At 72.4% G+C, this 13,927-nt stretch carries 12 protein-coding genes and 1 pseudogene; 4 read left to right on the top strand and 9 right to left on the bottom strand.

Annotated elements, in window-relative coordinates:
* Window positions 1-166: 166 nt before the first annotated feature.
* Window positions 167-589, top strand: a pseudogene (locus BLW47_RS14080) (Hsp20/alpha crystallin family protein).
* Between the two features lie 107 nt (window positions 590-696).
* On the opposite strand, the gene BLW47_RS14075 reads toward BLW47_RS14080, so the two are convergent.
* Entirely contained in the window at window positions 697-1,689 is a 993-nt protein-coding gene (locus tag BLW47_RS14075) for a helix-turn-helix transcriptional regulator (protein WP_091556414.1), read from the bottom strand.
* Between the two features lie 146 nt (window positions 1,690-1,835).
* Here BLW47_RS14075 and BLW47_RS14070 point away from each other — a divergent pair, with 146 nt between their 5' ends.
* Together BLW47_RS14070 and BLW47_RS14065 are read left to right on the top strand one after the other, a co-directional pair.
* Window positions 1,836-2,822 carry a tyrosine-type recombinase/integrase gene (locus BLW47_RS14070; RefSeq protein ID WP_091556412.1) on the top strand — a complete coding sequence of 329 codons (987 nt, stop codon included), beginning with the start codon at window positions 1,836-1,838 and terminating at the stop codon, window positions 2,820-2,822.
* Window positions 2,823-2,953: 131 nt separating this feature from the next.
* The gene (locus BLW47_RS14065; protein WP_091556410.1) at window positions 2,954-3,535 is read left to right on the top strand and encodes a GNAT family N-acetyltransferase; all 582 of its coding nucleotides are present in this window, start codon (window positions 2,954-2,956) and stop codon (window positions 3,533-3,535) included.
* Here the strand turns inward: BLW47_RS14065 and BLW47_RS14060 are convergent.
* The 4 genes from BLW47_RS14060 to BLW47_RS14045 all read right to left on the bottom strand — a co-directional run bounded on the left by BLW47_RS14060 (window position 3,514) and on the right by BLW47_RS14045 (window position 8,832).
* Complete coding sequence (locus BLW47_RS14060; RefSeq protein WP_091556408.1) at window positions 3,514-4,515, bottom strand: tyrosine-type recombinase/integrase; 1,002 nt, start codon at window positions 4,513-4,515, stop codon at window positions 3,514-3,516. The two genes, BLW47_RS14065 and BLW47_RS14060, sit on opposite strands and share 22 nt — an antisense overlap.
* Window positions 4,516-5,477: 962 nt before the next feature.
* Complete coding sequence (locus BLW47_RS14055) at window positions 5,478-7,871, bottom strand: ATP-binding cassette domain-containing protein (RefSeq protein WP_091556406.1); 2,394 nt, start codon at window positions 7,869-7,871, stop codon at window positions 5,478-5,480.
* A gap of 95 nt (window positions 7,872-7,966) precedes the next feature.
* Window positions 7,967-8,377 (bottom strand): VOC family protein, encoded by a 411-nt coding sequence (locus BLW47_RS14050; protein WP_091556404.1) that lies wholly within the window; start codon window positions 8,375-8,377, stop codon window positions 7,967-7,969.
* Window positions 8,378-8,388: 11 nt separating this feature from the next.
* Window positions 8,389-8,832 carry a helix-turn-helix transcriptional regulator gene (locus BLW47_RS14045; RefSeq protein ID WP_091556402.1) on the bottom strand — a complete coding sequence of 148 codons (444 nt, stop codon included), beginning with the start codon at window positions 8,830-8,832 and terminating at the stop codon, window positions 8,389-8,391.
* A 139-nt stretch (window positions 8,833-8,971) separates the two neighbouring features.
* On the opposite strand from BLW47_RS14045, the gene BLW47_RS14040 reads away from it, so the two are divergent.
* The gene (locus BLW47_RS14040) at window positions 8,972-10,006 is read left to right on the top strand and encodes an App1 family protein phosphatidate phosphatase (protein WP_091556400.1); all 1,035 of its coding nucleotides are present in this window, start codon (window positions 8,972-8,974) and stop codon (window positions 10,004-10,006) included.
* Window positions 10,007-10,059: 53 nt separating this feature from the next.
* On the opposite strand, the gene BLW47_RS14035 is transcribed toward BLW47_RS14040, so the two are convergent.
* The 4 genes from BLW47_RS14035 to BLW47_RS14020 all read right to left on the bottom strand — a co-directional run bounded on the left by BLW47_RS14035 (window position 10,060) and on the right by BLW47_RS14020 (window position 13,869).
* Window positions 10,060-11,655 (bottom strand): beta-N-acetylhexosaminidase, encoded by a 1,596-nt coding sequence (locus BLW47_RS14035; RefSeq protein ID WP_217634848.1) that lies wholly within the window; start codon window positions 11,653-11,655, stop codon window positions 10,060-10,062.
* A gap of 116 nt (window positions 11,656-11,771) precedes the next feature.
* A complete protein-coding gene (locus tag BLW47_RS14030; protein WP_091556398.1) occupies window positions 11,772-13,256 on the bottom strand; it encodes a GGDEF domain-containing protein in 1,485 nt (494 codons plus the stop codon).
* Between the two features lie 50 nt (window positions 13,257-13,306).
* Window positions 13,307-13,594, bottom strand: coding sequence for a hypothetical protein (locus BLW47_RS14025; RefSeq protein WP_091556395.1), 288 nt, complete (start codon window positions 13,592-13,594; stop codon window positions 13,307-13,309).
* On the bottom strand, window positions 13,591-13,869 hold the full coding sequence (locus BLW47_RS14020) for a hypothetical protein (protein ID WP_091556393.1): 279 nt from the start codon (window positions 13,867-13,869) through the stop codon (window positions 13,591-13,593). Before BLW47_RS14020 ends, BLW47_RS14025 begins: the two co-directional genes overlap by 4 nt.
* Between the last annotated feature and the right edge of the window lie 58 nt (window positions 13,870-13,927).

Here is a 13,927-nt window from a genome sequence, read left to right as displayed (position 1 = left end):
GGCGGCGGTGCATCCGGGCGCGTGGGCGGGGCGACGCGACGGAATCACGCCCCGTCCGCCATTCCACTTGACGGGCACGCCCACGCGCGCTAAATCTAGGAACAGAGTTGAGTCAGACGGACTCAACCTTGGATCTTCGGCGTAGGAGCACCGAGGAGGTTTCGACATGTTGATGCGCACCGACCCGTTCCGCGAGATCGACCGCATGACGGAGCAGCTGTTCGGCAGCACCGCCCGGCCCGCGGTCATGCACCTCGACGCCTACCGCGACGGCGACTACTTCTAGGCCGTCTTCGACCTGCCCGGCGTCGACCCCGACAGCATCGACTGCACCGTCGAACGCAACGTGCTGACGGTGCGCGCGCAGCGCCGCCGCGCCACCGGCGACGGGGTGGAACTCGTCGCCGCCGAACGGCCGATGGGCACCTTCACCCGGCAGCTCTTCCTCGGCGACACCCTCGACACCGACCAGCTCGACGCCGGCTACGACAACGGCGTTCTCACCCTGCGCATCCCGGTGGCGGAGAAGGCCAAGCCGCGCCGGGTGAGCATCTCCGTCGGCAACGGCCGCAAGCAGATCAACGCCTGACCGCGCCCGCCCGGCACCGCGCGCCGGACGGTCGGCCGCCCCCCTTCCGCGTCCGACCGCCCGGCGCGCCCCGCACGGGACAGCCCCGACCGTCGGCGACACCGCGGTCAGGACGGCGCCTTGTCCCCGCCCGCGTACAGCCGCCCCAGGTCGCGGGCCGTCGCGGCGAATCGTTCCCGCAGCGCCGCCGGGGCCAGCACCTCGACGTCCGCGCCGAGCTTGAGCAGCTCCGTGTGGCCGTGCGCGATCGACTCGATCGGCACGACCGTACGCAACCACCCCGCCTCGTCCGCCGGCCCGGCGGCCGCCCGCGCCGCGCGCGACATCGCCGGCGCGAAGACGAACGGCATCCGCTCCAACGCCGCCGCCGTCACCCGCACCGTCGCCTCGTCGCGGTAGACGCTCTCCTCGTAACGCTGCGCCCACGCCTGCCAGAACCCGGCCAGGTCGAAGTCGTCGGGGCGCGCGAAACGCTCCTCCCGCACGGTCAGCTCCAACACCGCCCCCACCCGGTAGGCGCGGACCTCCGTACCGGCGCGCGCCACCAAATACCACCGGCCCGCCTTGAGCACCACCCCCAGCGGCGCCAGCGTGCGCGTCACCTCCCGCGGCTGCTTCCACCGCCGGTAACGGAGCTCGACCAGCCGGTCGTTCCACACCGCGTCGGCCAACCCCGCCAGATGCGGCGTGGGCTCGTCAGCGCGGAACCAGCCGGCCGCGTCGAGATGAAAACGCTGCCGCACCCGCGCCGCCCGGTCACCCAACTCCGGCGGCAACGCCGCGAGCAGCTTCAGCTCCGCCGCCGCCACCATCGCGCCCAGACCCAGCTCGGCGGCCGGCCCCGGCATGCCGGCCAGCAACAGCGTGTCCGCCTCATCCCCGGTCATCCCCGTCAGCCGCGTGCGGTAGCCGTCGAGCAACCGGTAACCGCCGGCGGGGCCACGCTCGGCGTACACCGGCACGCCGGCCGCGCCCAGCGACTCGACGTCGCGGTAGACCGTGCGCACCGACACCTCCAGCTCCCCGGCGAGCTGCTGCGCCGTCATCCGCCCACGTGTCTGCAACAACAGCAGCAACGACAACAGGCGGGCGGCACGCACGGGTGCGAACCTAACCGCCGCCACCGACAGAACGCGGACCATCGCCCATGCGGGGGAGGGCAGCGGCCTCCCGGACCCCGCCGGGAATCACGCACCGGCCGGCGTGTCGCGGAGCACACCATGATCCACGTTGCGAAGATTGCCCCATGGATCTCGTGCGGACCCGCAGGGCCACGCTCGCCCGTCCCGACGCCGGCCCGCACGATTTCACCGAGGCATGGCTGCGCAACCGCCGCCTCTCCGAGCACACCCGCGCCGCGTACCGCCGCGACGTCGCCGGTTGGCTCGCCTGGTGCGCCCACCGCAAACTCGACCCGCTCGCCGTGACCTTCCTCGACGTCAACGAATACGCCCGCGCCCTGGAGTCCACCCTGGACCCCCGCAGCGGCCGCCCCCTCACCCCGGCCACCGTGGCCCGCAAACTCTCCGCCCTGTCCAGCTGGTACGCCTTCCTCGCCAAACTGCGCGCCGTCGAGGCCAACCCCGTCGCCGGCGCCGACCGACCCCACGTCGACCGCGACCACTCCGCCACCGTCGGCCTCACCCCACACGAGGTCGACGCCCTGCTCACCGCCGTCGAGGCCGACACCGGGCCGACCGCCCCGCGCAACCGCGCCGCCCTCACCCTCCTCGCCGACCTCGGCCTGCGCGTCGGCGAACTCGTCTCACTCGACATCGCCGACCTCGGACAGGAACGCGGCCACCGCAGCGTGCGCTTCGTCGGCAAGGGCGGGCGCCCCCGCCGCCGCGCGCTCACCCCCGGCACCGCCTACGCCGTCGACGCCTACCTGGCCGCCCGCGCCGCCGCCGCCGGCATACCGGTCAACCAGCTCACCGGCCCGCTGCTCGTCACCACCTCCGGCGCCCGCCTGGACCGGCACGCCGTGTTCCGGCTCGTCCGCCGGTACGCCCAGCTCGCCGGCATCGCCGCCTGGGCCAAACTGTCACCGCACTCGCTGCGCCACGCCTTCGCCACCACCGCCCGCGCCGAAGGCGTACCGCTGGAGGACGTCCAGGACGCCATGGGCCACGCCGACCCACGCACCACCCGCCGCTACGACCGCGACCGCCACAACCTCGACCGGGACCCCTCGTACGCCATCTGGGCCGCCCGCGCCCGCCGCCACGGCTAGCGGGAATGCCCCACGCCCACGACCTGCCGCGGGGCCGCCACGCGCGGCCGGCGCCGACGGCGTTAACCGCTGGCCCCTTCGGCACACCCCGCCCAGACTGACGCGGTACCCGCCACCTCCGAAGGACCGCCATGCACGTCTTCCTGGAAACCGAACGACTCACCCTGCGCCGCTTCACCGAGGCCGACCTGGACAACCTGGTCGCGCTCGACGCCGACCCCGAGGTCATGCGCTACCTCACCGGCGGCGTACCCACCCCGCCCGAGGTGATCGCCACCCGCACGCTGCCCCGGATGCTCGACTACCACCGCCGCTTCGACAATCACGGCTACTGGGCGGCCATCGACACCAGCAGCGGACAGTTCCTCGGCTGGTTCGAACTGCGCCCCGGCGACGACGGGCGCACCGACGAACTCGAGCTCGGATACCGCCTGCGCCGCGCCGCGTGGGGCAGGGGGTACGCCACCGAAGGCTCGCGGGCCCTGCTGCGCAGGGCCTTCACCGAACTCGACGCCCAGCGGGTGTACGCGCAGACCATGACCGTCAACGTCCGCTCCCGACGCGTCATGGAGAAGGCCGGACTGACCCTGGTGCGCACCTTCCACCGGGACTGGCCCGACCCGATCGACGGCGCCGAGCACGGCGAGGTCGAATACGCGCTGCACCGCGCCGACTGGCTGCGACGCGACCCTCAGCCCGGCTCGGCGGGGTAGAGGCGGCCCAGCGCCCGGTTGGTCCGATTGGCCCGCACCGCCGCCCGCTGCTGGCCCGCCGTCACGTCGATGTAGTTCTGGCTCGTCGTCAACGTCGCGTGCCCCAGCAACCGCATGATCTCCGACGCGCTCGCCCCGTCCTCGGCCAACCGCGTCGCGAACGTGTGCCGCAACGCGTGCAGCTGAGCGCCGCGCGGCACCCGGTCCGTGATGCCCGCCCGCCGGTAGCAGGACTCCACCAGATACTGCAGACCACCCCGACGCAGCGGCTCACCGAAGCGGTCCACCAGCAGCACCGAATCCCGGCGCACCGACCGCGCCCCGAAGCGTCGCCGCCGACTCTCCAGATAGCCGTTGACCACGGCGTCGAGCTCCGGCTCGATCGGGATCACCCGCGGCTTGCCGCCCTTGCCGGCCACCTCCACCCGGCGCTCGCCGGGCCGCCCGGCGAGCGACCCGACCCGCAGCGAGAGCAGCTCCGACAGGCGCAGCCCGGCGCAGAGCGCCAACGCGAGCACGGCCAGGTCCCGCTCGGGCCACGGGTGCCGCTGCCGCCGGTCGTCCCGCGCCACCGCCTGCAGCAACTGCTCCGGTGTCTCCTCGCCGCGCAGCGGCTTGGGCGAGGGGAGCGGCACCGTCGGCTTGTCCACGGCCGGCATGGGATTGCCGGCCACGACACCGTCGGCGACCAGGAACGCGAAGAAGCTGTTCCAGGTGGACCAGGCCCGGTAGATCGAGGCGGCGGCGCGGGGAGCGGCGAAGCGGGCGAACGCCGCCCGCAGGGCGCGCGCGGTCAGCGCCCCGATCGGCAGGGTCGCGAGGGGGAGGGAAGCATCGGGATCCTCGGCGACCAGCCGGGCGATGGCGAGCAGGTCGCGGCGGTAGGCCGCCAGCGTGTGCGGGGACGGCTTACGGGTGGTCCGGGCGATCAGGAACTCCTCGATGAGAGTAAGTACCGTTTCGTCACCTTTGTGCTGCATAAGGAATATTATGCAGGATTTTCGGGTTTTGCGCGAGACCTACCCGTGGCGAGGTAGCCCCGAGCCGGCTCAGGCGGGTCGCTCGTCGCGGCTGCGGGGTGGGCCGGGTTGCGGTGTCTGATCGGAAGCCCTCAGGCCGCGGCATGGCGGTGTCCTCGCGTCGACCGGGGGAAAACGGGCGCGGGCCACGGGAGTCGGCGCGGCGGGGAGGCCCAGATTGTTGACGGGCGCCAGGTAGCCGTTGCGGCCGGTCCGGGGCCGCGCGGCAGGCTGCGCTGCACGGACCGCGCCGACACCACCGGTGTGTACGCCGTGGCTGCCCGCCGGCTCGGCAGCGACATGCCGCCACCACGCCCGTGTGCGGGTGTGGGTACGCGGCACGCGCCAAGGCTCCGGGGAGGGGCCCGCACCCCTGTCGGAGCTCCCCGATAATCCGCTACTTGACATAATGTGCATTATCGAACAAACACATCGGAGGCGCGCCACGCTCCTCGAGCCCTGCCCGGAAGGCGTGAACCGCGGCAACGTGCCTACGCCGGAGCCGTTCACCGTCACCGGTGAGATCTCCGGCTACCGCTAACCCGTGGCACGCGCGACTACGGCCCCCACGTCGGCATCCTCCCGGGCGGGATCACCTGCCAGCCGGCCCACCGGCCGTGTCTCCCGCGACGCCCGCCGGGCCGAGCTCTGCAGCGGCCGACACCGTGGGAGCTGCGCCCCCGGCGGCGGAAAGGTGGACCGCGCCTCACACATCCCCGAGACCCGCGAGATCACAAGCACCCCTACTCCCCTGGCCAGTCATCGCCGTCGATCGGGCAGGCCAGCCACGCGACCACGTCCACGGGCTCGTGGTCGAACGCGTCAGCCTCCCCCGGCGCGACCCAGAGATGTCCTCGCGCCGACCCTGGGACGAGTCGACGCAGATGCTAAGGCTCGTCCCGGGGTGTCCGCGAGAGCCTCGGTCAGCGGGCGACGTAGGCCGCGAGGTGCTCGCCGGTGAGAGTGGAGCGGCCGGCGACGAGGTCGGCGGGTGTGCCCTCGAAGACGATCCGGCCGCCGTCGTGGCCGGCCCCCGGGCCGAGGTCGATGATCCAGTCGGCGTGCGCCATGACCGCCTGGTGGTGCTCGATGACGATGACCGACTTGCCGGCGTCGACGAGCCGGTCGAGGAGGCCGAGCAGCTGGTCGACGTCGGCGAGGTGCAGGCCGGTGGTCGGCTCGTCGAGGACGTAGACCCCGCCCTTCTCCCCCATGTGGGTGGCCAGCTTGAGCCGCTGCCGTTCGCCGCCGGAGAGCGTGGTGAGCGGCTGGCCGAGGCTGAGGTAGCCGAGCCCGACGTCGGCCAGGTGGGTGAGGATCTTATGGGCCGCCGGCGTGCGCGCGTCGCCGGACCCGAAGAAATCGGCCGCCTCGGTCACCGGCATCGCGAGCACCTCGCTGATGTCCTTGCCGCCGACGGTGTACCCGAGCACCTCGGCCTGGAACCGCTTCCCCTCGCACTCCTCGCAGGTGCTGGCGACGCCGGCCATCATCCCCAGGTCGGTGTAGATGACGCCGGCGCCGTTGCAGGCGGGGCAGGCGCCCTCGGAGTTGGAGCTGAACAGCGCCGGCTTGACGCCGTTGGCCTTCGCGAACGCCTTGCGGATCGGGTCGAGCAGTCCGGTGTACGTCGCCGGGTTGCTCCGTCGGGACCCGCGGATGGCGCCCTGGTCGATCGACACGACTCCGTCGCGTCCGGAGACCGAGCCGTGGATCAGCGAGCTCTTTCCGGAGCCGGCGACGCCGGTGACGACGACCAGCACGCCGAGCGGGATGTCCACGTCGACGTCGCGCAGGTTGTGGGTGCTGGCGCGGCGTACCTCCAGCGTCCCCGTGGGTGTCCGGACCGATGTCTTCAGGCGGGCGCGGTCGTCGAGGTGCCGTCCGGTGAGGGTGCCGCTGGTCCGCAGCCCTTCGACGGTGCCCTCGAAGCAGACGGTGCCGCCCGCCGTGCCGGCGCCGGGGCCGAGGTCGACGACGTGGTCGGCGATCGCGATCGTCTCCGGCTTGTGCTCGACGATCAGCACGGTGTTGCCCTTGTCGCGCAGCTGCTGCAGCAGGCCGTTCATCCGCTGGATGTCGTGGGGGTGCAGCCCGATCGTCGGCTCGTCGAAGACGTAGGTGACGTCGGTGAGCGACGACCCGAGGTGGCGGATCATCTTGGTGCGCTGTGCCTCGCCGCCGGAGAGCGTGCCCGACGGGCGGTCGAGCGAGAGGTAGCCGAGCCCGATCTCCACGAACGAGTCGAGGGTGTGCTGCAGCGACGCCAGCAGTGGCGCGACGGACGGTTCGTTCAGGCCCCGTACCCACTCGGCGAGGTCGCTGATCTGCATCGCGCAGGCGTCGGCGATGTTGATGCCGTTGATCTTCGATGACCGGGCCGCCTCGCTGAGCCGGGTGCCACCGCACTCGGGACAGGTCGTGAACGTCACCGCCCGGTCCACGAACGCGCGGATGTGCGGCTGCATCGCGTCGACGTCCTTGGATAGGAACGACTTCTGGATCGACGGGATCAACCCGGCGTACGTCAAGTTGATCCCCTCGACCTTGATCTTGGTCGGCTCCCTGTGGAGCAGGTCGTGCAGTTCCTTCGTGGTGTACGTGCGGATCGGCTTGTCCGGGTCGAAGTACCCGCATCCGCGGAAGATGCGGCCATACCAGCCGTCCATGCTGTAGCCGGGGATGGTGAGCGCACCCTCGTTGAGCGACTTGCTGTCGTCGTACAGCGCGGACAGGTTGAAGTCGGTGACCGCGCCCATGCCCTCACAGCGCGGACACATGCCGCCGAGACGGGTGAAGGTCGCCTTCTCGGTCCTGGTCTTGCCGGGGCCGCGCTCGATGGTGATCGCACCGCTGGCCTTCACCGAGGGGACGTTGAACGAGTACGCGTTGGGCGAGCCGATGTGCGGCTGCCCGAGTCGGCTGAAGAGGATGCGCAGCATCGCGTTGGCGTCGGTGGCGGTGCCGACGGTGGAGCGGGGGTTGGAGCCCATCCGCTCCTGGTCGACGATGATCGCGGTCGTCAGCCCGTCGAGGACGTCAACGTCGGGTCGCGCCAGCGTCGGCATGAAGCCCTGGACGAAGGCGCTGTACGTCTCGTTGATCATCCGCTGTGACTCGGCGGCGATCGTGGCGAACACCAGGGAGCTCTTGCCGGAGCCGGAGACGCCGGTGAACACGGTCAGCCGGCGCTTCGGGATCTCGACGCTGACGTCCTTGAGGTTGTTCTCGCGCGCGCCGTGCACGCGGATCACGTCGTGGCTGTCGGCGACGTGCCGCGCGGGCGCCGCGGTGTCGGTCCTCGTGGCCAGGCTCATGGTGTCTCCATCTGGTGGCGGGGTCGCCTTCGCGGTCGTGGCGGTCCCCTGTCTACCTGATCAGCGCCGTCGGCGGGGGGTGGCGCGCGAGCGGCTCAGCGCAGCTCCTGGATGCGGAGCAGGTTGCCCGCGGGATCGCGTACGGCGCAGTCGCGGACCCCGTACGGCTGCACGGTCGGCTCCTGGACGACCTCGGCGTCGCCGGCCTGCAGCCGCGTGAAGGTGCCGTCGAGGTCCTTGGTGGCCAGCAGAAGCATCGCGTACGTGCCCTTGGCCATCATCTCGGCGATGGTGCGGCGCTCGTCGTCGGTGATGCCGGGGTCGGCGGCCGGCGGGTGCAGGACGATCGACGTGCCGGGCTGGTCGGCGGGGCCGACGGTGATCCAGCGCATCGTGCCGTTTCCGACGTCGTTGCGGACCTCGAAGCCGAGGGTGTCGCGGTAGAAGGCCAGGGAGGCGTCCGGGTCGGTATGCGGGAGGAAGCTCGCGTGAATGGTGAGGTCCATAGCGCCTCACGCTACGTGCGGCTCGTGACCCGCGCTTCTCGATTCCTGATCGGTCTGGTCACCTGTCTCGCGACGCATGGCGGCATCTCCGCGGTCGCGTGAGCCGCCCGGGCCCGGTAGGTGCTGGGCGGCACACCGACCAACTCCGTGAAGCGAGTGCTGAAGGTGCCCAGCGACGCGCAGCCGACCGCGAAACAGACCTCGGTGACGCTGAGGTCGCCACGACGCAGCAGCGCCATCGCCCGCTCGATGCGCCGGGTCATCAGATAGGCGTACGGGGACTCGCCGTAGGCGCGCCGGAACTCGCGGCTGAGGTGTCCGGCCGACATGTTCACGCCGCGGGCCAGCGCCTCGACGTCCAGCGGCTGCGCGTACTCCCGGTCGATCCGGTCGCGGACGCGGCGCAGCCGCGCGAGGTCGCGCAGGCGCTGAGTCTGCGCGGAGGCACTGGTCACCTGTGCGATCGTGCCACCGGGCGGCGGATTCGCCCAGCGCCGCCGGCGTGCCGTGCCGGCGCGGCCTCCCCCTGTGGTGCGCGCCGCACCGATGGGGTGAGGCCGTTTAGCGCCGATCAGCGGCGGGCAGGGTGACGCAATGTCGACCACGCCCACGGCCCATGCGCTGCACCGTGCGGCGCGGATCGAGGACGCTGTCAACGAGTTCGTCGCGCGACGGCTGTGCCGGCGCGGCTGGCGTCCGCTGATCCTCGCGTACACCGGCTACGGGGCCTCGGCCTGGGCGCGGGTCATGGCGCGGGTGGTGTTGACGCCCCCCGATCCGCGACCGGGACGGCGTCCGGCGAAGGTGCGCGGCTGGCGGAGCTTCACCGCCCGACCGGTCAACGGGGCGTCGGTGGTGATCGAGGCGGGTGGACGTCGGCACGAGGCGCTCGCCGACCGCGGCGGGTACGTCGACTGTGTGGTCGACGGCGACGACTTCACGCCCGGCTGGGCGACGGTGCGGCTGAGGGTCGAGGGCGCCGAGCCGGTGCAGGCGTCGGTCCGCGTCGTCGATCCCGCGGTGCGTTTCGGCATCCTGTCCGACATCGACGACACGGTCATGGTGACCGCGTTGCCGCGGCCGCTGCTCGCGGCGTGGAACACGTTCGTCCTCGACGAGCACGCGCGCGCGGCGGTGCCCGGCATGGCGGTGCTGTTCGAGCGGTTGACCACCGCCCGTGCCGGCGCTCCGATGTTCTACCTGTCCACCGGGGCGTGGAATGTCGCGCCGGCGTTGACCCGGTTCCTGTCCCGGCACCTGTATCCGCCGGGGCCGCTGCTGCTGACGGACTGGGGGCCGACGAAGGACCGCTGGTTCCGCAGCGGCCGGGAGCACAAGCGTTCGACGCTGGCGCGGCTGGCCCGGGAGTTCCCGCACGTGCGGTGGCTGCTCGTGGGTGACGACGGGCAGCACGACCAGGAGATCTACGCGGATTTCGCCGCCGCGCATCCGGAGAACGTGGCGGCGGTGGCGATCCGGCGTCTGTCTCCCACTCAGGCGGTGTTGGCCGGTGGTCTGCCGACGGCGGCCAACACGGATCGCTCCGCCGGGCCGGGCGGTCAGCCGTGGGTGTGCGCGCCGGACGGTGCCGGACTGTGGCGGCTGCTGCGCGAGGCGGGCGTGGTGTGAGCCGGTGGTGGGTCCGCCGCCCACGGCCCCGGACCCACCACCGCCTCCACCGGTCAGGTCCAGGGCACCTGCGGCGACGGGTAGAAGTCGACCTGCTGCAGGCGCCACCGGGGGGCCTGCTCCCCCAGCCGGGTCCGGAACGACTCCCAGTCGTGGCTGGCGGCGGTCGACCAGCCGAGTTCGGCGATGGCGGGCAGCCGCGGGAAGGCCATGTACTCGATGTCGTCCAGGCTCCGCAGCGTCTCCGACCACAGCGGCGCCTCCACGCCGAGGATCGCGTTCTCGCCGACCCCGTTGACCCGGCGTGCCGGATCCCAGTCGTACGCGTCGCGCACCTCGATGTGGCCGGCCCACTGCAGCCCGAGCCGCGTGGTGGCGTCGTACTTCATGTCGAGGTAGGCCTTGTTCGCGGGCGACATGACCACCGTGGTGCCGCGGGCGGCGGCCTCGGCCAGGTCCGCGTTGGTGGTTCCGGTCCCCCAGTACTGGGCCACCACGTCGGTCGGCGGGTCGACCTGGGTGACCTCGTTCCAGCCGGAGGCCCGCTTGCCGTACTTGGCGACCAGCGGCAGCACCCGCGCCATGAACGTGCGGTACTCCTCGTCGGTGGTGGCGTGCGCCTCGTCGCCGCCGATGTGCAGGTACGGCCCGGGCGTCATCTCGGCGACCTCGCGGATGACGTCCTCGACGAACCGGTACGTCCGTTCGTCGTCGATGCACAGCGAGCTGTAGCCGACGGCCATGTCGGTGCGGGGCGCCGGCGCCACCCCGTCGCAGTTGAGCTCGGCGTAGGTCGACTGGGCGGCGTTGGTGTGCCCCGGCATGTCGATCTCGGGAACGATCGTGATGTGCCGCGCGGCGGCGTACGCGACGACGGCCCTGTAATCGGCCTTGGTCAGGAAGCCCGGTCCGACACCGTCGACACCGGTGCCGGGGCCGCCGCCGACGGTGGTGAGCTTCGGCCAGGAGTCGATCTGGATGCGCCATCCCTGGTCGTCGGTGAGGTGCAGGTGCAGGTAGTTGATCTTGTACTGGCTGAGCAGGTCCAGGTAGGCCGTGATCTCGTCGACGGTGTGGAAGTGGCGGGCCAGGTCGAGCATGGCGCCGCGGTAGGCGAAGCGCGGGTAGTCGATGATCCGCCCGCCGGGCACGCGCCAGATGGCCCGCTGCCGGTCGGGCGCCTCGATCTGGGCGGGCAGCAGCTGGCGCAGCGTCTGGGTGCCGGCGAACAGCCCGGCGGCGGTGTGCGCCCGGATGGTCACCCCGCGGCGGGTGACGTCGAGCTGGTAGCCCTCGGGGCCGAGGCGCGCGTCGACGCCGCCGATGAGCAGGGCGATCTCGGGCAGCGGCGTGGAGTGGGCGGGCAGCACCGGCAGCGGGTAGCCGGTGGCCGGGCGCAGGGTCTCGGCGAGCTGGCGTCCGACCCGTCGGGCCGTGGTGGAGCCGGGCGAGGTGCGGATGACGGTGTGCGGGGCGAGCGTGAACGCGTCCCGGGTGTCGGGGCGGGTTTCGACCGGTGCGGGGATGACATCGCTCAGTTGCCGGGCGGGGGCGGCCGGCGCGGCCACGGCCGGGGCTGCGGGGAGAACGAGCGGCAATGCGAGTGCGGCTGTGGCGAGCAGCCGCGTGATGCTGGTGCTGCGACGCACGGGTACCTCCAGGCGCTCGTCGTGATCGGGGGTGATCGATCCGATCCGCACGCTACCCGCGTCGCGCCTGGACTGTAAACCTTCCTTATCGTGGCGCCTGTGCCGACGTCGGGCGGTTACCGCGTCGGGTGTACGGGGGTGGGCCGCCGTTGGGGCTTGGCGCGGTACATGCTCTCGTCGGCCCGGCGCACCAGCTCGTCGGCGTCGGTGGCGCCGTCGGAGACGACGGCGCCGACGCTGGCGCGGATGCGCACCGGCTCGCCACCGAGCCGGATCGGGGTGGCCAGCGCGTCGTCGATCTGGCTGTGCAGCCCGGTGATCGCGGCCGCCGACGCGTTCTCGGACAGGATGAGGAACTCGTCGCCGCCGTAGCGGGCGACGGTGTCGCCGTGCGGGAGCCGGGTGCGCAGCCGGGTGGCGACCTCCCGCAGCAGCGCGTCGCCGGCGGCGTGGCCGAACCGGTCGTTGACGCCCTTGAAGCCGTCGAGGTCGCAGAAGAGCAGCACGACCCGGGGGTGGCCGGCGCGGCCTTCCCGGTCGAGCGCGGCGCTCAGCCGGCTCAGCAGCTCGGCACGGTTGGGCAGCCCGGTGAGCGCGTCGTGGGTGGCCTGGTGGACCAGGGCGTGTTCGGCCTGTTGGCGTTCGACGCTGAGTCGGTGGATGCGCAGCATGACGAAGGGCGCCACGGCGAGGGTGCCGACGGCGATCAGGAGGCCGTCGGCGGGCAGGCCGAGCAGTTGGCGGCCGCCGCCGAGGACGGGATTGGCGACCATCGCGGCGCCGAGGAAGATCAGGCGTCCGCCGCTGAGCCGGTCGACGGGGGCCGGTCCGGGGCGGCTCAGCTCGTGCGCCGAGGGGTGCAGCGCGGCCGACCCGACGCAGAGGTAGGCGATCAGGAACAGCGTCTCGACCCAGCGGGGCCGGTCGGCGGTCATCGACCCGGTGGTGAGCGCCAGGGCGGTGTTGCCGACGAGCGCGATCAGCAGGGCGTACACCAGCAGGTGCAGCGTCAGCAGCCGTCGCCCGCCGACGAACCACAGGCGGCTCAGCGCGCCGAGCACCCCGGAGAGCACGAAGATCGTGACGAGCAGGGCGACCTGGGTGCCCAGCGGCATCCGGGCCTCGGCGAGCCGGGGCTGCAGCAGGCCGGCCCAGAGCAGGCTGCCGAGTCCCATGAGCGCGACGCCGGTGTCGATGAGGCCGCCGATGTCGTTGCGGCCGCGCATGAGCACCAGTGCCAGCGCCCCGAGCAGCAGGACCGTGTGTCCGGCGGTGACGACCTGGTCGCCGACCTCGCGCAGGCGACCGCCGTCGGCGGCGGTGATCCAACTGCCGGCGGCGAGCAGCGTCATGGCGACCAGCACCAGGGCCCAGGGCAGGCGGGCGTGGCGGGCGCTGCGGCGTACCAGCAGGCCGAGCGGGAGCAGCGTGGTCGCCGATATCAACGAGTACGACAGGGGGCGGGCGGTGGCGGGCAGCAGGTGGTGGCCGGCGACCGCGGTGACGGTCAGTGCCGCGTACCACGTGAAGCCGCGCGGTGGCGGCGTCAGCGCGCCCCCGCGGCTGCCCTCGACGCGCTTTCGGACCGGTTGAGGTTCCACTGGATCGTCCCGCCGCTGTCGCTGCCGTGGCTTTCGACTGGGCGGGGCGGTCAGGCCGCGGTGGGCCGCACGGCGGCGTCGATGGCCCGGACGAGGTCCGAGCGGCGTACGACGACCGGCTCGTCGTCGGCTTCGAGGCGGCGGGCCGCCTCCAGCAACTCCCGGATCAACGTCGAGGGCCGCCGGTTCTGCTCGGTGGCCTTGCCCTCGACCCACTGGGCGAGTTCGTCGGGCAGCCGCACGGTGTAGACGAACGACATCCGGCGCGGTTCGCGCTGGACATCAGCGGCCGACCAGTCGGTGTCGGCCATCGACTGCAGCGCCTCGTCGCGGTTCATGGCGCGCCCCTTTCGAGCATCTTGCTGACTGCCTGGATCTCGGTGTCGTCGAGCCGCCGGGCGCCGACGACGAGGTATTCGTCGGCGGCTTCCTCGACGAGGGCGACCATGTACCACCGTCGGTCCGGGCCCTGTCCGGCGATGTGGAGCACGGCGCCGATGTGGCGGCGCACCCGTGGCCGGTTGCGCAGGACGTGCTGCACGGTCTGCCAGGTGACGGCGGCGGCGTCCAGCGCGTCGTAGCTCCGCTCGTCGAACCGGTACGCCTCCTGCACACCTCGAAGATTACACGCGTAATCAGGGGTGTGGGGCCGCAACGGCGCGCCGCGGTGG

The sequence above is a fragment of the Micromonospora pattaloongensis genome, from assembly GCF_900107255.1.
In the GTDB taxonomy this organism is placed as follows: Bacteria; Actinomycetota; Actinomycetes; order Mycobacteriales; family Micromonosporaceae; genus Micromonospora_I; species Micromonospora_I pattaloongensis.
Note: the sequence above shows the minus strand (reverse complement) of the source record. Positions and strands in the feature narration are given on the sequence as shown.

Coding starts and splice junctions, on each gene's coding strand:
- BLW47_RS14050 (WP_091556404.1), bottom strand. CDS start 8,377: ATGGACCTCACCATTCACGCGAGCTTCCTCCCGCATACCGACCCGGAC.
- BLW47_RS14040 (WP_091556400.1), top strand. CDS start 8,972: ATGTCGACCACGCCCACGGCCCATGCGCTGCACCGTGCGGCGCGGATC.
- BLW47_RS14065 (WP_091556410.1), top strand. CDS start 2,954: ATGCACGTCTTCCTGGAAACCGAACGACTCACCCTGCGCCGCTTCACC.
- BLW47_RS14070 (WP_091556412.1), top strand. CDS start 1,836: ATGGATCTCGTGCGGACCCGCAGGGCCACGCTCGCCCGTCCCGACGCC.
- BLW47_RS14025 (WP_091556395.1), bottom strand. CDS start 13,594: ATGAACCGCGACGAGGCGCTGCAGTCGATGGCCGACACCGACTGGTCG.
- BLW47_RS14055 (WP_091556406.1), bottom strand. CDS start 7,871: ATGAGCCTGGCCACGAGGACCGACACCGCGGCGCCCGCGCGGCACGTC.
- BLW47_RS14060 (WP_091556408.1), bottom strand. CDS start 4,515: ATGCAGCACAAAGGTGACGAAACGGTACTTACTCTCATCGAGGAGTTC.